The sequence below is a fragment of the Halopseudomonas nanhaiensis genome (assembly GCF_020025155.1).
Taxonomy (GTDB): domain Bacteria; phylum Pseudomonadota; class Gammaproteobacteria; order Pseudomonadales; family Pseudomonadaceae; genus Halopseudomonas; species Halopseudomonas nanhaiensis.
The window spans coordinates 1,327,027-1,342,794 of the sequence record NZ_CP073751.1 but is presented as its reverse complement, the minus strand read 5'-3'; the positions used below and the strand labels follow the sequence as shown (position 1 = coordinate 1,342,794).

Here is a 15,768-nt window from a genome sequence, read left to right as displayed (position 1 = left end):
CACGACTGGCTAACCCTCTTGGCGAAAATCCGGCTTGAGCCTATGCTCGCGCCACCATGATCCGGAGGTGGCGTCGAATGTCTTTACCCGTCTGGGCGCAGACCGCCCTGTTGCTGACCCTGTCCAACGTATTCATGACGTTTGCCTGGTACGGGCACCTGAAGGCACTGAACAGCAAGCCGTGGATCATAGCGGCACTGGTCAGCTGGGGCATAGCCCTGTTCGAGTATCTGCTCATGGTGCCAGCCAACCGCATCGGCTATACGGAGCTGAACGTGGCGCAGCTGAAGATCATGCAGGAGGTCATCACGCTATGCGTGTTCGTACCGTTCGCGGTCTACTTTCTGCAACAGCCTTTGAAGCTCGACTATCTATGGGCCGGCCTGTGTTTGCTCGGCGCGGTGTATTTCATCTTCCGCGGGTAAGGCGGGTGATCAGACTGGAAGTATCCCAGCGCCCGCCGCCGGCAGCCTGCACGTCGGCATAGAACTGATCGACCAGAGCAGTGACCGGAAGCTGCGACCCGTTGCGCCTGGCCTCATCCAGCACGATCGACAGGTCCTTGCGCATCCAGTCGACGGCGAAACCAAAATCGAATTCCCCCGCCAGCATGGTCTTGTGGCGGTTATCCAGCTGCCAGGACTGGGCGGCGCCCTTGCCAATGACCGCCATCGCCGACTCGCCGTCCAGCCCGGCATTCTGCGCGAAGTGCAATGCCTCGGAGAGACCCTGAACCAACCCGGCGATACAGATCTGATTGACCATCTTGGTCAGCTGCCCGCAGCCCACTTGGCCCATGTGGCGGGTCATCTTCGCATAGGCGTTGAGGACCGGGCGCACCAGGTCATAGACCGATTCATCGCCGCCCACCATGATGGTCAGCTGACCGCTCACCGCACCGGCTTCGCCACCGGAAACAGGCGCATCGAGAAAGCCGATGCCCTTCTCCTGACACAAGGCTGCGAGCTCACGTGCAACCGTCGCAGACGATGTGGTGTGATCGACGATCACTGCGCCCTTGCGAGCGCCGGCAAGCACGCCGTCGGGGCCGGCGACCACCTCGCGCAGATCGTCATCGTTGCCCACACACAGCATGATCATGTCCTGCTCGGTCGCGGCCAGCGCAGGCGTCTCGCGTGATTCGCCACCGTGCTGCTCAGTCCACAGCGCGGCCTTCGCCGTGGTGCGGTTGTAGACCGTTACCTCGTGCCCGGCACGCTTGAGGTGGCCGGCCATGGGAAAGCCCATAACGCCTAATCCGATGAATGCGATGCTCGCCATGTCTTCCCCGTTATGCTTCGCTCTGGCCCCGTCGAGGATCGATCATAACAGAGTGCCCCGTAAGGCCTTCATAGCTCCGATATCTCGGGACGGATCTGATTGATGATATGCCGCCCTTCTGACACGTCGTAGTCGATCTCGACCCGCTGACCATTCTCGAGGTCTGCGTAGCCGCCCAGTTCCATGTCGAAATCGGTGTTTTCTACCACGTGAAACTCGATTCCTTCGACAACAATCGTCCCTTCCCGGGCATCAAGCTCCTGGACGACGCCGACCAGCTCGGCCGCATGCAGCGCACCACACCACGCCGCCGCTGCCAGCCCGAGTCCCAGGACAGATCTGATCTGTTTCATGGTTGTTCTCCGCTGTGACTGTCCAGCGAGTATAGAAGAAGAAGCGACGCGCGCCCGGTCAGCATTACCCAGCACGCGGTGATTGCCGAGCCGATAGGCCGCTCGGCATAATGGCGCCCCTCTTCCCGTCAGTCCCCAGGAGTTGTCGATGTTCAAGGTCAATGAGTATTTCGAAGGCAAGGTCGCTTCCATCGCTCTGCAGCAGCCGGAAGGCGCCGCAACCATCGGCGTGATGGCTCCAGGCGAGTACGAGTTCGGCACCAGCCAGCTGGAAATCATGCATGTGGTGACCGGCAAGCTGACCGTCAAGCTACCGGGGAGTGACGAGTGGAATGACTACGCCGGCGGATCGCAATTCACCGTGCCGGCCAACAGCAAGTTTCAGCTCAAGGTCGAGCAGGACACCGCCTACCTCTGCGAGTATCGTTAAGCCTGCCCCGCGGGTCGCAGCGGGTCACGCCTTCCAGCGTCCTGCTCCGGATGGAGGGAGCGACGACTCGGCGCGATCCGCTCCGGCCGGCCGATCACTCGGCCGTTGCGTCAGCGCTTATCGCCTTGCCGTACCCTTCGATGAAGATTGGCGGCATGCGTTTTGGTCTGCCGGTACTCAGTTCTATACAGGCGAAGGTGGTGCGGGCCCGCAGCAGGGTGGCGCCGTCGCTTTTCCGGCATAACTGAAAATGCCGGGTCATCCGCAGCTTCTTGTCCCAATGCACGATCCATGTGGCCATGGTCAGTTCATCGCCCTCGTACCCGGCAGCGAGGTAATCGATCTGGTGATGAACAATCGCCATGGCGCGGTCCAGCTCGCGGTACTCGTCCAGTCCCAGCCCCAGCGACTTTGAATGCTGCCACGCACAGCGCTCCAGCCAGCGAACGTAGATTGCGTTGTTCGCATGCCCGAGCTCGTCGATATCGTCGGCTTGCACAGTAATGTCGTAAGTATGCGGATTATCAAAATCCCAATTCACGGGTGTACTCCCTTATCGAACGTCGGCGGGCTTGTGGTGCTGGGCGGGCAGGATAACACCGTCCCCCGGCACGAGGAATGAAGTGCCGCGCGCAGCCCGCTGGGCTAGTCTTGCAACAGGCTCACCAGGAACGAGGCTCCATGTTCAAGCATTTGCATTTCCCGATACTTGTCATCAACCCGCATATTGGCAAGAACGATGTTGCCGGCACCCAGCTGGCAGACCTGTTCAAGGCATTGAAGCAGGAGGGCCTGGAGGTCCTGGCCACCGCGTCCATCGACGAAGGACGGCTGATCGCCGAAGCGCATCGCGGCCTCTCCTGCATTCTGTTTACGGCAGACGCTGCCGACGATCTGGAGCCGATCAGGGCGCTGTTCGAAGCCGCCCACTCGCGCTCGCCCGAACTGCCGATCATGGCCCTGACCACCCGGCAGAACCTCGACAACGCCCAGCTCGCCGAGCTGCGTGAGCTGCATCAGCTGCGCGGCATCATCTATCTGTTCGAGGATACCCTGCCCTTCATCGCCGGCCAGATCGCCCGGACCGCCCGCTCGTATCTGGCCAATCTGCTACCGCCGTTTTTCAAGGCCCTGCTCGACTATACCGGCCGGGCCAGCTACTCCTGGCATTCCCCCGGGCACGGCGGTGGCGTGGCGTTTCGCAAGAGCCCTGTCGGTCGGGCATTCCACGACTTCTTTGGGGAAAACACGCTGCGCTCGGACCTCTCGGTCTCGGTGCCAGGGCTGGGGTCGCTACTCGACCACAACGGCCCCATCGCCGCTGCGGAGGCCAACACCGCGCGGACCTTCGGCGCCGACCACAGTTTCTATGTGGTCAACGGCACCTCAACGGCGAACAAGGTTATCTGGCATGCCTACGTCACCCGGGATGACGTGGTGCTGGTCGACCGCAACTGCCACAAGTCGATCCTGCACGCGATCATCATGACCGGAGCGATCCCCGTGTACCTCACCGGCTCGCGCAATGACTACGGCATCATCGGCCCGATCAGCCTGGAGTCGTTCTCCCCGGCACGCATCCGCGAGCGGGTCGCCGCGCATCCGCTGCTGCAGGGCCGCGAACCGCGCATTCGCCTCGCCGTGCTGACCAATTCGACCTACGACGGCCTCTGCTACAACGCCGAGCTGATCAAGGATGAGCTTGAGGATGCCGTGGATGTGCTGCATTTCGATGAAGCCTGGTACGGCTACGCAGCGTTTCACGAGTTCTACGCCGGGCGCCACGGCATGGGCCGCAAGCGCGGCTTCCCCCGTGCCAGGCATCCCATGGTGTTTGCCACACAGTCGCCACACAAGGTACTCGCGGCGCTGTCGCAGGCCTCGATCATTCTTGCCGAAAACAGTGACGAGCAGCAGCTGGACGAGGAACGCTTCAACGAGGCTTTCATGATGCACGCCTCCACGTCACCGCATTACGGCATCATCGCCTCGATCGACGTGACCACCGGCATGATGGCCGGCGCACCGGGTCGCTCGCTGGTGCAGGAGACGCTCGACGAGGCCCTGTCTTTCCGCCGTGCGATGCAGCAGACCGCCGAGCGTCTGGACGAAGACGAATGGTGGTTCGACGTCTGGGAGCCCGAAGCGTCGCTGGCAGCGGACGAACTGGCGCCATCCGACTGGACGCTGGATGACCGAGCAGAGTGGCACGGCTTCGGCGAGATGGCCGAAGACTACGCCCTGCTCGACCCGATCAAGGTCACCCTCCTCACCCCGGGCGTGGAAGAACACGGCCGTCTGGCCAAAAGCGGCATCCCGGCAGCGATCGTCACGCGCTTTCTCGCCGAGCGAGGCCTGGTCGTGGAAAAGACCGGTCTGTATTCCTTCCTGATCCTGTTCTCGCTGGGCATCACCAAGGGCAAGTGGAGCACGCTGGTATCGGAGCTGCAGGAGTTCAAGCGCCTGTACGACAGCAACGCACCACTGGAGATGACCCTGCCGAGTGTCGCCGGTTTCCAGGCCTACCGCGACATGGGGCTGCAGGACCTGTGTCAGCACATGCATCGCTTCTACAAGGAACAACGCATGGTCCGCACGCTACGCCAGATCTATACCGAGCTGCCGGAGATCGTCGTGCGCCCGGCCGATGCCTACCAGCAGATGGTTCGCGGACAGGTCGAGATGGTGCCGGTCGAGGCGCTGGCCGGCCGGATCGCCGCCGTGATGGTCGTGCCCTACCCGCCTGGTATCCCGGTGATCATGCCGGGCGAGCGCTTTCCGGGCGACAGCACCGCCATCGCAGACTATCTGCGCATCGCAGCCGAACAGGACGAGCGCTTCCCCGGCTTCGAAAGCGACATACACGGCGCGCGATCCATCACCAGTGAGAGCGGTGATCGCCGTTACTACGTGGACTGCCTGATCTGACCGCACCAGTCATCGCTTTTCCGGGGGACGTCACACACCTGTCACACTCTCCGCCGAGCATGAGTAACAAGGACGCAGGGCGTCCTCCGCCAAGGCCGGGGAGCGCGACCTGGATCACGAGGTAGGGAAGATTTTGGAACCATGCGCCGGACCGTCGCTCAAAAGGGTGTCGATTCATACGAAGGCACTGTCGCTCGCCACGGAAGCGCAGCGCGGTCAGGACACGGAGTAGCTTATGCAGTACAGAACCTTGAACGATCTATCGGCGCTGGTAAACCAATGCGGTAGCCAGATGCCCCGAGACATCGAACTCATCGTCGGAGTCACCCGCGGCGGCATGTTGCTCGGCAGCATGTTATCGCTGAAGAGCAACCTTCCACTGACCGACCTCCGCTCATTCCAGCGTAACGAAGACCTCGACCCGGTCACGCCCCGCCAGGGAAAGCCAAGCCCAAGCAAGCCACATCAAGCACGCAAGGTTCTGCTGGTTGATTCCAGCATCGCTACCGGCAAGACCATGGCCAGTGCTCGGGAGGCGGTGGCGTCCTGCTTCGACGGCGACGTGGTCACACTGGCCGGCTTCGTCAACCCCGAAAACGTCTCCAAGGTGGACATCTGCCTCGAGGCGCTACCGCTGCCGCGCTTTTTCGAGTGGAGCATCATGCACCACGAGATCATCGGGCATGCGTGTCTGGATATCGACGGGGTGCTGTGTGTTGACCCGACGCACGAGCAGAATGACGACGGTGAGCGCTACATCGACTTCCTGAAGAACGCAGCGCCGCTGCATATCCCCACGACGCAGGCTCTGCATCTGGTGACCAGCCGTCTCGAGAAGTATCGCAAGGAGACGGAGGAATGGCTGGAGCGCAACGGCGTGCAATACGGCAAGCTGCATATGCTCAACATGGCCTCGGCAGAGGAACGGCGCCGCGCCAATGCGCACCACGTGTTGAAGGCAGAAGTCTACAAGAACGACCCCAATGCGCTGCTGTTCATCGAAAGCGAGCCACGGCAGGCGGTGGAGATACTGCGGATCTCAGGCAAACCGGTGTTCTGCGTCGACACCAACCAGATGTACCTGCCGGAGATGCTCGAAGAACTGCTCAGCCAGCAACGCCGCCAATCGGGTTTCGGCATCAAGCGTCGGATTGCTGCAGGTCTGCGCTTGCTGACCTCTCGCCCGCGGCCGGGCCCGGTAGCGGCCTGAAGGGAAATCAAGGACGAAAAAAAGCCGACATGACTGTCGGCTTTTTTATTGGTGGAGCTAAGCGGGATCGAACCGCTGACCTCCTGCATGCCATGCAGGCGCTCTCCCAGCTGAGCTATAGCCCCGTGGTCTTGCGACCCCGGCACGTCCCTGTACCGGTTACTGATAATGGCGTCCCCTAGGGGACTCGAACCCCTGTTACCGCCGTGAAAGGGCGGTGTCCTAGGCCACTAGACGAAGGGGACGCAAACCCTTCTATGCGTCGAAGCTAGGCGCTCCGGGCATCGTGGAAAACAGGTCAGCGCCGAAGCACTGACCTAAAAAACTTGGTGGAGCTAAGCGGGATCGAACCGCTGACCTCCTGCATGCCATGCAGGCGCTCTCCCAGCTGAGCTATAGCCCCGTCGTGATGACGGGGCGCATATTAGGTCTGCAGCCCAACACTGTCAACAGAATTTTCAGTAAAACAGCGACTTAAAGGCGGCGACAGCCACCAGCGGCAAGCCATAGTCGCAAGCTACAAGCTACAAGCTACAAGCCGGGTCGAAGCCGCTTCACTGCCGGGCGTGGGCCTTGGCTGCGTTTTTGCTTGAGGCTTGTAGCTAGCAGCTCACTGCCCGCGGTGAGCTGCTCAGATCTCCGCGAGAAGCTTTTCCCAGGCCTTGGCTTCCTTCTTCGACGTGCCGCCCAGTAATTCGAGCGCCTGGCGCAGGCGAAAGCGCGACAGGTCCGGGCCCAGATGGGCCATCGCATCGAGCACCGACACGGAACTGCCCTGCCCGGTAATGGCGGCAAAGAGCAGCGGCATCAAGTCACGTAGCTTGAGCTCCTGGCTTTCTGCGACACGCTGGATGGTGGCGGTAATGCTGTCCTTGTCCCAGTTACGCAGCGCCTCGAGCTTCCACAGCAGCAGCTGCATGGTCTTGCGCACGTCATCGGCAGACAGCTTCTTGTGCTCGAATAGCGCCGGGTCCGGGTTCACCTTACCGGTCAGGAAGAAGCCGGCCAGCGGCAGCAGATCGCTGAAGGTTTCCACCCGCGCCTGCACCAAGGGCACCAGCGGTTTCAGGTAGTCGCCGTTCAGTGCCCACTTCTGTGCGGCCTCGACGAAATCCTGTTCGGACAGCTCGCGGATCCACATGCCGTTGAGCCAGGCGAGCTTCTCCACATCGAAAATCGGCCCGCCGAGCGACACACGCTGGATGTCGAAATGCTCGACCATTTCTGCCAGGGTGAATTTCTCGCGCTCATCCGGCATCGACCAGCCCATGCGCCCGAGATAATTGAGCAGCGCCTGGGGCAGATAGCCCATACGCTCGTAGAAGGTGATGCTGGTCGGATTCTTGCGCTTGGACAGCTTGCTCTTGTCCGGATTGCGCAGCAGCGGCATATGGCACAGCTCGGGCATGTCCCAGCCGAAGTACTGATACAGCAGCATGTGTTTGGGCGCCGAGTTGATCCACTCCTCTCCGCGCAGTACATGGGTGATGCCCATCAAGTGGTCATCCACCACATTCGCCATGTGATAGGTCGGCAGGCCATCGGCCTTCATCAGCACCTGCATGTCGACCTGCTCCCAGGGAATCTCGATGTCCCCGCGCAGCATGTCCTTGACCATGCACACGCCTTCGGTTGGCACTTTCATGCGCACGACGTGGGGCTCGCCTGCGGCAACCCGCTGCTCGACCTCGGAGTCGGCGAGCGTCAGGCAGTGGCCGTCGTACCCGGGCGTCTGCTTGTTGGCCATCTGTTCGGCGCGCAGGGCGTCGAGCCGCTCCGGCGTACAGAAGCAGCGAAAACCGTGTCCGTTGCGAATCAGCTGCTCGCTGTGTTCGACATAGATGGCGCTGCGCTCGCTCTGACGGTACGGCCCATGCGGACCACCGACATCCGGACCCTCGTCCCATTCCAGCCCCAGCCAGCGCAGGGAATCGAGGATCTGTTTCTCGGACTCGGCGCTGGAACGCACCTGATCGGTATCTTCGATGCGCAGGATGAACTGCCCGCCGTGCTGGCGGGCAAAGCACTGGTTGAACAGGGCGATGTAGGCAGTGCCTACGTGCGGGTCGCCGGTTGGCGACGGAGCGATACGGGTACGAACGGTCATGGATGGTCTCATCGGTTGCGCCCGGCAGACACCGGGCCCGGCTTGCTATGAAGCCGTCGATGTTACCAGCGTAGCCCCTTGCGGCTCCACTTCCGGATTCAGGCGTGATTCCAGACGCTCGATCATGAAATCGATGAACGCCTTGACCTTCATCGCCTGGAAGCGCCTCGACGGATAGAGCGCGTACAGCTCCGCCGACGGCAGCGTCACCCCCGGCAACACCCGCAGCAGCGTGCCTTCCTCGACGCACGGCTCGGCGATGAACGACGGCACATTAATGATGCCTGCTCCGGCGATCGCCGCTTCGCGAGCGAAGGTGATGTTGTTGACCGTCAGCACCGACTGGATCTGCACGCTGACCTGCGGATCAACGAAGTGCCACTTGCGACCGGTATCCATGGTGTTGATGCAGCGATGCGAGGACAGGTCCTCCGGCCGCTGCGGCATGCCATGCTGGGCCACATAACCCGGGCTGGCGAACAGCTGACAGGGGCTGGTGATCATGGGCCGGGCCACCAGGCTGGAGTCGTGCGGACGGCCACGGTGAATGACCACGTCCACACCCTCCTCGACCGGATCGATGATGCGCGTGGTCAGCTCCACCTCGACCTGAATGGCCGGGTAACGCCGCATGAAATCGCCCACCACGCCGCCCAGGAACAGCTGCCCGAACTCGATCGGCGAGCTGACACGCAGCAAGCCGGTGGGCTCGCGCTGCAGCTGCATGATCGCTTGTTCTGCCTCGGCAAATTCCTGCATGATCTGGCGGCAGCGCTCGTAATACGCCTGACCCACTTCCGTCAGACGCAGCTTGCGCGTGGTGCGATTTAGCAGCCGCACGCCGAGCCGATCCTCGAGCTGGGCGATACGGCGGCTGACGGTGGATTTCTGCATGCCCAGCGTGAGTGCCGCACTGGTGAAGCTGTGGCACTCGACCACGCGGGTAAAAATCAAAGCGTCATCCAAACCCATGGCGTTACTGTTCCTGTGGTGCAACAAAGTGTCCAGATTCTACCCCCTCTTGAGCTGAGGGGAACAGTGGTAGAGTGCTTTCAATAACAAAATCGAGAAGAGCTTCATGTCCTCCCGCGTTCGTACCCGCCTGTTCATCTTTCTATTTCTGGTTGCCATCGTCGGCGCCGCGTTCTTCGCCCACTGGTGGTTGATCGGTCGCCACTACGAAAGCACCAACAACGCCTACGTTCAGGGGGAGATCACGCGCATCAGCAGCCAGCTCAGCGCCCAGGTGACCGAGGTGCTGGTGACCGACAACCAGCTGGTCGAAGCCGGTGACGTACTGGTCCGCCTGGATAGCCGCGACTACGACATCGCCCTGCAGCGCGCCCGCGCCAACCTGGCCATGCGCGAGGCGGAACGCTTCGAGGCGCAATCGCGTCTGGCCCAGCAGGACAGCCTGATCGAAGCGGCACTGGCCGACGTCGCCGCACGTGAAGCCGAGCAGCGCCGGGTGGAAGCTGACATCAAGCGGATCGAACCGCTCCGCAAATCCGGCTACGCCTCCGAAGAACAACTCAGCAATTTCCGCGCCCAGCTCGACGTGACCAAGGCACAGGTCCGCCGTGCGCAGGCAGACGTACAGACCCAGCGTCTGACCAAGGAGACACTCCAGGCCGACATCGAGCGCTTCGCCGCACTGATCGATGCGTCCCAGGCCGAGATCGCCAAGGCCGAGCTTGATCTGGCGCGCACCGAGATCATCGCGCCGGCCGGCGGCCGCATCGGCCAGCGCAGCGTTCGCACCGGCCTGAATGTGCAGCCCGGCGCGCATCTTATGGCGCTGGTGCCGCAGACCGAGCTCTGGGTACAGGCGAATTTCAAGGAAACGCAGATTCAGCGCATGCACGATGATCAGCCCACCACGCTGCTGTTCGACGCCTTCCCCGGCGAAGAAGTACCGGGGCGGATCGATAGCCTGTTCCCTGCGTCAGGTGCACAGTTCAGTCTGCTCCCGCCGGAGAACGCGACTGGCAACTTCACCAAGGTCGTGCAGCGCATTCCGGTGAAGGTGATGGTCGATCCGGACCACCCGCTTGCCGGAAAGATACGCCCGGGGATGTCAGTCACGGTGAAGGTCGACCTGCGTGGCTGAAGGCATCGCCACCGGCTCGCGCGAAGAGGTTATCCCACCACCGAGCCGACGTGACTGGATTGCCATTCTCAGCGCCATCCTCGGCGCCTTCATGGCGATCCTGGATATCCAGATCATCAACTCGTCGCTCAAGGACATTCAGGGCGCGCTGTCGGCGACCATCGAAGAAGGCTCCTGGATATCCACCTCCTATCTGGTCGCCGAGATCATCATCATTCCGCTGGCAGCCTGGCTGACCGTGGTCATGTCGCCGCGACGCTTCGCCGTGGTGATCTCCAGCATCTTCGTCATCGCCTCGCTGCTCTGTTCCATGGCCTGGAGCCTGGAGAGCATGATCATCTTCCGCGTGCTGCAGGGCCTGGCCGGCGGCGCGCTGATCCCGTTCGCCTTCACTCTGGTATTGACCAAACTGCCGCCCGCCTCGCGCCCCAAGGGCATGGCGCTGTTCGCGATCACCGCGACCTTCGCGCCGTCCATCGGGCCCACCATCGGTGGCTGGCTGACCGAAAGCTTTGGCTGGGAATACATCTTCTACATCAACATCTTCCCCGGCCTGCTGATGATCGCCGGCCTGCTCTACGGCCTGGACAAGGCGCCGCCGCAGTGGCACATGCTGAAGAAAGGCGACTATGCCGGCATCGTCACCATGGCGATCGGTTTGGGTACGCTGCAGGTCTTTCTGGAAGAAGGCCACCGCGAGGACTGGCTGGAGTCCGACCTCATGGTCACCCTCGCGGTAACCGCCTTCGTCAGCCTGACCATGTTCGTGATCCTGCAGCTTTCGCGTGACAACCACCTGATCAACCTGCGGCTGTTCAAGGAACGCAACTTCCTGCTGGGGAGCCTCGCCAATATCGGCCTGGGTGTCGGGCTGTACGGAACGGTGTTCGTCCTGCCGGTGTACCTGGCGCAGATCCAGAACTACAACGCCCTGCAGATCGGCCAGGTGATCATGTGGATGGGGATTCCGCAGCTGGCGGTCATCCCGCTGGTGCCGGTGATCATGCGTTTCATCGACGCCCGCCTCATCTGCGCCACCGGGTTCGCGCTGTTCGGCTTCGCCAGTTTTTACAGTGGCACGCTCAATCTGGACTTTGCCGGAGACCAGTTCATCGGCATTCAGATCTTCCGCGCTTTGGGCCAGCCGATGGTGCTGGTGCCGCTGTCGATTCTCGCCACGGCGATGATCCCGCCGTCGCAGGCCGGCTCGGCCTCCAGCCTGTACAACATCCTGCGCAATCTCGGTGGCGCGATCGGCATTGCCGCGCTGGCCACCATTCTGGACAGCCGCGCCAAGCACTACTTCGATTACCTGCGCATTCATGTCAGCCCGGACAACCCGGCGGTACAGGACCGGCTCGATGCGCTGACGCAGCAGTTCGGCAACGCCGATGCGGCCCTGATGGCGCTCAACCAGCAGGTTCATCAGCAGGCGGCGATCATGGCGTACAACGATGCCTTCCACCTGATCGGCGTGATGCTCGCCTTTTCCATGGTCTGCATCCTGCTGGTTCGCCCACTGCCCAAACCTGCGGCGTAACGTAGCTTTTATTGATCACTGGCTGGCAAACAGTGCTCAAGCAGGTTAGCATCGGCCCCATATGTAAAATATATTCAACATAGGGTGCATGATGACCTACACAGAGCATACCGGTTCGTACTACGCCGCCTCGGCCAACCCCTCTCCCGAGCGGCCGCCATTGCAGGGCAGCCACGAGACGGATGTCTGCATCATCGGCGCCGGCTACACCGGCATTTCCACCGCGCTGTTCCTGGCTGAGCACGGGTTCAAGGTCACCGTGCTGGAAGCGGCCAAAGTGGGCTTTGGCGCATCCGGCCGCAACGGCGGGCAGATCGTCAACAGCTATAGCCGCGACATCGACGTGATCGAAAAGACGCTGGGCAACGATCAGGCGCGCATGCTGGGCGACATGGCCTTCGAGGGTGGGCGCATCATCCGCGACCGGGTCAAGCGCTACAACATCAAGTGTGATCTGAAGGACGGTGGCGTGTTCGCCGCGTTCAACCAGAAGCAGATGGACCACCTGCAGGCACAGAAGAAGCTGTGGGAGCGCTACGGGCATACCGAACTGCAGATGCTCGATACCGCCGGCATCCGTGACGTGGTCAATACCGATCTGTACGTGGGTGGCATGCTCGACATGAGCGGCGGACACATCCACCCGCTCAACCTGGTCCTCGGCGAAGCGGCAGCTGTCGAATCGCTCGGCGGCATCATTCACGAGCAGAGCCGCGTGATGCGCGTCGAGCAGGGCGAACGCCCGGTGGTGCACACCGAGCACGGGCAGGTGAAAGCCCGGTTCGTCGTCGTGGCGGGCAACGCCTACCTGGGCGATCTGATTCCGCAGCTCGCGGCCAAGTCCATGCCCTGCGGGACCCAGGTGGTCGCCACCGAGCCATTGAGCCCCGAGGTCGCCTATTCCCTGCTGCCGCAGGACTACTGCGTCGAAGACTGCAGCTACCTGCTCGACTACTACCGGCTGACCGGCGATCGCCGGCTCATCTTCGGCGGCGGCGTAGTCTACGGCGCGCGGGACCCGGCGGATGTGGTCTCGCTGGTACGCCCGAACCTGGTCAGAACCTTCCCGCAGCTCAAGGACGTGAAGATCGACTACGCCTGGACCGGCAACTTCCTCCTCACGCTCTCGCGCCTGCCACAGATGGGCCGGATCGGCAGCAACATCTATTACTCGCAAGGCTGCAGCGGCCATGGCGTGACCTTTACCCATGTCGCCGGCAAGGTGCTGGCAGAAGCCCTGCGCGGCCAGGCTGAACGTTTTGACGCCTTCGCGGCACTACCGCACTACCCGTTCCCGGGTGGCCGACTGTTCCGTGTGCCGTTCACCGCGATGGGTGCGTGGTACTACCAGATGCGCGACAAACTGGGCATCTGAGAAGCATTTGGCAAAACACCTCAGAATGCCATCACAGCGGAACCGAAGCGGCGTACACTCGGTCAATTGCGATGCCCCGGCGATCGCAACTGGGAAGCCCAAGATCAATAATCAGGAGTACGCATCATGACCCTCACGCGCACCGCAAGACGTTATCTGTCCGCCTTCATGACCGCACTGTTCATGCTCACCAGCATGGCCAGCTTGCAGGCCCAGGCCGCCATGATCGGTACCCACGAGGTGGTGGCCGAGCAGCAGCTGAGCATGGACCGCCAGGCACTGAAGGATCTGCTCGCCGATCAGGACGTGCAGAACAAGATGACTGACATGGGCGTATCGGCAGCCGACGTCGAACAGCGTATCGACAGCCTGACCGCTGAAGAACTGGCTCAGTTCAACAGCCAGCTCGAAGACGGCGCAGCCGGCGGCAGCGTGGTCGGTGTGATCGTACTGTTCCTGCTGATCTTCGTGGTCACCGACATCCTGTGCCTGACCGACATCTACAGCGTCGTCAATTGCTCTCGCTGAGATCACTCCGCACGACCGTCCTGATCGGGCTGGCAGCACTGCTGTCAGCCTGCGCAGGCAAGGCTCCAACCCTCCCCACGCCAGACCAGCTCGGCCACCTGCCCCGCCAGGTACTGATCGATGTGCCCTTTCACGCGCAGGATGAATTCCAATGCGGCCCGGCCGCACTGGCGATGGTGTTCAATCATCATCTGATCCCCGCGGAACCGGACGACCTCACCACCCGCGTCTACATCCCCGCCCGTGAGGGCAGCCTGCAGATCGAAATGGTCGCCGCTGCGCGCGAGCAGAACCTGCTGGCCTACCCGCTCAAGGGCAACATCGAGGCACTGCTTACCGAGCTCGCAGCCGGCAACCCGGTGCTGGTCATGCAGAACCTGCGCTTTGGTTGGTACCCCCAGTGGCACTACGCCGTCGCCATCGGCTACGACCTGAACCGCGATGTGCTGATTCTGCATAGCGGGCTGGAGCAAGCCAAACACCAGTCGCTCACCGTCTTTGCCCGCACCTGGGACCGCGCCGACCGCTGGGCGCGCGTGATGCTCAGGCCGACCCAGCTCCCGGCCACCGCCGAACCTCTGGCGTACCTGAAAGCAGCCGCAGACCTGGAACAGACCGGGCGGCTGGACCCGGCAGAACAGGCTTATCGCACAGCATTGAGCGAATGGCCGGATCCGCCCACGGCGCGGTTTGGTTTGGGCAATGTGTTGTGGGCGAAGGGTGAACGGGAGGACGCGGTGGGAGAGTTTCGGGTGCTGACTGAAGAGCATCCAGAATTTATGCCCGGCTGGAACAATCTCATCGAAGGACTCAAGCAGCTTGGCTACCGCAGCGAAGCAGAGGCCGCAAGGCGGAAAGCTGGTGTCGAGCCCCTATAAAGCTGCCTATCCGCCTACGGTAATACAGCTCGACGACAAGTTTGATCATGCGGCGTTGGTCATTGTCAGCAACCGATAATACAACCGAGGTCAGTCAGTTGCGGCACCGACCTTGTCCTGAGTGACAAGCTGATCGGCTTTGAGTTGAGCAAGCACCTCTACTCGTCGATCAAGTGCGCCCACCCGCCCCCGCTGCGGGTTCGAATAACCATGGGCTGCGACAGCCATTTTGTCCGAGCTGACACCGTACTGCTCCAGGAGTGTCTTGCGTAGCGCCTGAGCCCTCGCCCCGGACAGTAGCAGATTGCGCAAGAGAGTCCCTCTCTGATCAGCATGGCCTACCAGCACGAACTTCTCTTCATCCGGCGAGCGGCGGATGCGTTCGGCCAGGCTGGCGAGATGTTTGCGAGCGGAATTCGGAACCACTGAAGAACCGCTGGAAAACTCGAAGCTGGCGACATCGCTGCTCGATACGCCATGCTCAGGTTGGTCAACCAGGATATGGTCGACGAGGATCCGCGTCTGCCCACCCACCTCCTTGGCGTAAACACCGACGAACGAGGCATCGCCAGCCTTGGCCGCGAGATAATATTGAGCGTCGCTAGACGCGCGCATCAGTGGGGACAAATACAACGCCCACGCATCCGGTTTACCGCAGGCATCTCTTGCGCATTCGAACATGATATCGAAGCCGGACGACTTCAGTGAGTCACGCACCATGACGAACACTCCCCTGGAGCGTATCTGGGCCGGCAGATCATATATTTCACGGGTCAGATTCCCTTCAAGTTGGCGGCTACTGGACGGGCGATAGCCTTTGGAGTACTGCTCGTCTGCTTCCGCCTGGTAGATGATCGACCCCAACGGGAACTCGAAGCGCCCTCCTACATCCTCGCTGTGGTGTACGCGCCCCTTTTCGATCAGCGGCAGATCCACGGCACCCAGCGCTAGAGCAGGACATGACAGGCCACCAACGACCAACGCCAGGATTTTCACCATCAAAGTTGATTTCATAGTATCCCTCCTTC

At 61.8% G+C, this 15,768-nt stretch carries 15 protein-coding genes and 3 tRNA genes; 9 read left to right on the top strand and 9 right to left on the bottom strand.

Annotated features, from left to right (window positions below):
* Positions 1-77: 77 nt before the first annotated feature.
* Complete coding sequence (locus KEM63_RS06065; RefSeq protein WP_093391911.1) at positions 78-425, top strand: DMT family protein; 348 nt, start codon at positions 78-80, stop codon at positions 423-425.
* Here KEM63_RS06065 and KEM63_RS06060 read toward each other — a convergent pair.
* Together KEM63_RS06060 and KEM63_RS06055 are read right to left on the bottom strand one after the other, a co-directional pair.
* Positions 409-1,281: an NAD(P)-dependent oxidoreductase gene (locus tag KEM63_RS06060; protein WP_223655296.1), complete on the bottom strand. Its 873-nt coding sequence runs from the start codon at positions 1,279-1,281 to the stop codon at positions 409-411. The genes KEM63_RS06065 and KEM63_RS06060 overlap by 17 nt on opposite strands.
* A 68-nt stretch (positions 1,282-1,349) precedes the next feature.
* Complete coding sequence (locus tag KEM63_RS06055) at positions 1,350-1,634, bottom strand: DUF5666 domain-containing protein (protein ID WP_223655295.1); 285 nt, start codon at positions 1,632-1,634, stop codon at positions 1,350-1,352.
* A gap of 148 nt (positions 1,635-1,782) precedes the next feature.
* Here KEM63_RS06055 and ppnP point away from each other — a divergent pair, with 148 nt between their 5' ends.
* On the top strand, positions 1,783-2,064 hold the full coding sequence (ppnP, locus tag KEM63_RS06050) for a pyrimidine/purine nucleoside phosphorylase (RefSeq protein WP_223655294.1): 282 nt from the start codon (positions 1,783-1,785) through the stop codon (positions 2,062-2,064).
* A gap of 94 nt (positions 2,065-2,158) precedes the next feature.
* On the opposite strand, the gene KEM63_RS06045 is transcribed toward ppnP, so the two are convergent.
* A complete protein-coding gene (locus tag KEM63_RS06045) occupies positions 2,159-2,605 on the bottom strand; it encodes an acyl-CoA thioesterase (RefSeq protein ID WP_223655293.1) in 447 nt (148 codons plus the stop codon).
* A 140-nt stretch (positions 2,606-2,745) separates the two neighbouring features.
* On the opposite strand from KEM63_RS06045, the gene KEM63_RS06040 reads away from it, so the two are divergent.
* The gene (locus KEM63_RS06040) at positions 2,746-4,992 is read left to right on the top strand and encodes an Orn/Lys/Arg family decarboxylase (protein ID WP_223655292.1); all 2,247 of its coding nucleotides are present in this window, start codon (positions 2,746-2,748) and stop codon (positions 4,990-4,992) included.
* 235 nt (positions 4,993-5,227) lie between these two features.
* Positions 5,228-6,202, top strand: a complete 975-nt coding sequence (locus KEM63_RS06035; protein WP_223655291.1) for a phosphoribosyltransferase family protein — start codon at positions 5,228-5,230, stop codon at positions 6,200-6,202.
* 49 nt (positions 6,203-6,251) lie between these two features.
* Here the strand turns inward: KEM63_RS06035 and KEM63_RS06030 are convergent.
* The 5 genes from KEM63_RS06030 to KEM63_RS06010 all read right to left on the bottom strand — a co-directional run bounded on the left by KEM63_RS06030 (position 6,252) and on the right by KEM63_RS06010 (position 9,281).
* Positions 6,252-6,327: transfer RNA gene (locus KEM63_RS06030), tRNA-Ala, on the bottom strand.
* Positions 6,328-6,371: 44 nt separating this feature from the next.
* A tRNA-Glu gene (locus tag KEM63_RS06025) sits at positions 6,372-6,447 on the bottom strand.
* A gap of 82 nt (positions 6,448-6,529) precedes the next feature.
* A tRNA-Ala gene (locus KEM63_RS06020) sits at positions 6,530-6,605 on the bottom strand.
* 228 nt (positions 6,606-6,833) lie between these two features.
* Positions 6,834-8,309 (bottom strand): glutamate--tRNA ligase, encoded by a 1,476-nt coding sequence (gene gltX / locus KEM63_RS06015; RefSeq protein WP_223655290.1) that lies wholly within the window; start codon positions 8,307-8,309, stop codon positions 6,834-6,836.
* A 45-nt stretch (positions 8,310-8,354) separates the two neighbouring features.
* Positions 8,355-9,281 (bottom strand): LysR family transcriptional regulator, encoded by a 927-nt coding sequence (locus KEM63_RS06010; protein WP_223655289.1) that lies wholly within the window; start codon positions 9,279-9,281, stop codon positions 8,355-8,357.
* A gap of 106 nt (positions 9,282-9,387) precedes the next feature.
* On the opposite strand from KEM63_RS06010, the gene KEM63_RS06005 reads away from it, so the two are divergent.
* From KEM63_RS06005 to KEM63_RS05985, 5 genes are all read left to right on the top strand, one after another.
* Positions 9,388-10,419 (top strand): HlyD family secretion protein, encoded by a 1,032-nt coding sequence (locus tag KEM63_RS06005; protein WP_223655288.1) that lies wholly within the window; start codon positions 9,388-9,390, stop codon positions 10,417-10,419.
* Complete coding sequence (locus KEM63_RS06000; RefSeq protein WP_223655287.1) at positions 10,412-11,959, top strand: DHA2 family efflux MFS transporter permease subunit; 1,548 nt, start codon at positions 10,412-10,414, stop codon at positions 11,957-11,959. The genes KEM63_RS06005 and KEM63_RS06000 overlap by 8 nt, the downstream gene beginning before the upstream one ends.
* A gap of 91 nt (positions 11,960-12,050) precedes the next feature.
* Positions 12,051-13,334 carry an NAD(P)/FAD-dependent oxidoreductase gene (locus KEM63_RS05995; RefSeq protein WP_223655829.1) on the top strand — a complete coding sequence of 428 codons (1,284 nt, stop codon included), beginning with the start codon at positions 12,051-12,053 and terminating at the stop codon, positions 13,332-13,334.
* A gap of 126 nt (positions 13,335-13,460) precedes the next feature.
* Positions 13,461-13,862, top strand: coding sequence for a PA2779 family protein (locus KEM63_RS05990; protein ID WP_423747835.1), 402 nt, complete (start codon positions 13,461-13,463; stop codon positions 13,860-13,862).
* Positions 13,820-14,740 carry a PA2778 family cysteine peptidase gene (locus KEM63_RS05985; RefSeq protein WP_223655286.1) on the top strand — a complete coding sequence of 307 codons (921 nt, stop codon included), beginning with the start codon at positions 13,820-13,822 and terminating at the stop codon, positions 14,738-14,740. Before KEM63_RS05990 ends, KEM63_RS05985 begins: the two co-directional genes overlap by 43 nt.
* Positions 14,741-14,830: 90 nt before the next feature.
* On the opposite strand, the gene KEM63_RS05980 is transcribed toward KEM63_RS05985, so the two are convergent.
* Positions 14,831-15,754 carry an OmpA family protein gene (locus KEM63_RS05980; protein WP_223655285.1) on the bottom strand — a complete coding sequence of 308 codons (924 nt, stop codon included), beginning with the start codon at positions 15,752-15,754 and terminating at the stop codon, positions 14,831-14,833.
* Between the last annotated feature and the right edge of the window lie 14 nt (positions 15,755-15,768).

Bases quoted from the DNA above. Each gene is read 5' to 3' on its own strand.
- ppnP (WP_223655294.1), top strand. From the start codon at position 1,783: ATGTTCAAGGTCAATGAGTATTTCGAAGGCAAGGTCGCTTCCATCGCT.
- KEM63_RS06065 (WP_093391911.1), top strand. From the start codon at position 78: ATGTCTTTACCCGTCTGGGCGCAGACCGCCCTGTTGCTGACCCTGTCC.
- KEM63_RS06040 (WP_223655292.1), top strand. From the start codon at position 2,746: ATGTTCAAGCATTTGCATTTCCCGATACTTGTCATCAACCCGCATATT.
- KEM63_RS06055 (WP_223655295.1), bottom strand. From the start codon at position 1,634: ATGAAACAGATCAGATCTGTCCTGGGACTCGGGCTGGCAGCGGCGGCG.
- KEM63_RS06035 (WP_223655291.1), top strand. From the start codon at position 5,228: ATGCAGTACAGAACCTTGAACGATCTATCGGCGCTGGTAAACCAATGC.
- gltX (WP_223655290.1), bottom strand. From the start codon at position 8,309: ATGACCGTTCGTACCCGTATCGCTCCGTCGCCAACCGGCGACCCGCAC.
- KEM63_RS06005 (WP_223655288.1), top strand. From the start codon at position 9,388: ATGTCCTCCCGCGTTCGTACCCGCCTGTTCATCTTTCTATTTCTGGTT.
- KEM63_RS05995 (WP_223655829.1), top strand. From the start codon at position 12,051: ATGACCTACACAGAGCATACCGGTTCGTACTACGCCGCCTCGGCCAAC.
- KEM63_RS05980 (WP_223655285.1), bottom strand. From the start codon at position 15,754: ATGAAATCAACTTTGATGGTGAAAATCCTGGCGTTGGTCGTTGGTGGC.
- KEM63_RS06010 (WP_223655289.1), bottom strand. From the start codon at position 9,281: ATGGGTTTGGATGACGCTTTGATTTTTACCCGCGTGGTCGAGTGCCAC.
- KEM63_RS06060 (WP_223655296.1), bottom strand. From the start codon at position 1,281: ATGGCGAGCATCGCATTCATCGGATTAGGCGTTATGGGCTTTCCCATG.
- KEM63_RS05990 (WP_423747835.1), top strand. From the start codon at position 13,461: ATGACCCTCACGCGCACCGCAAGACGTTATCTGTCCGCCTTCATGACC.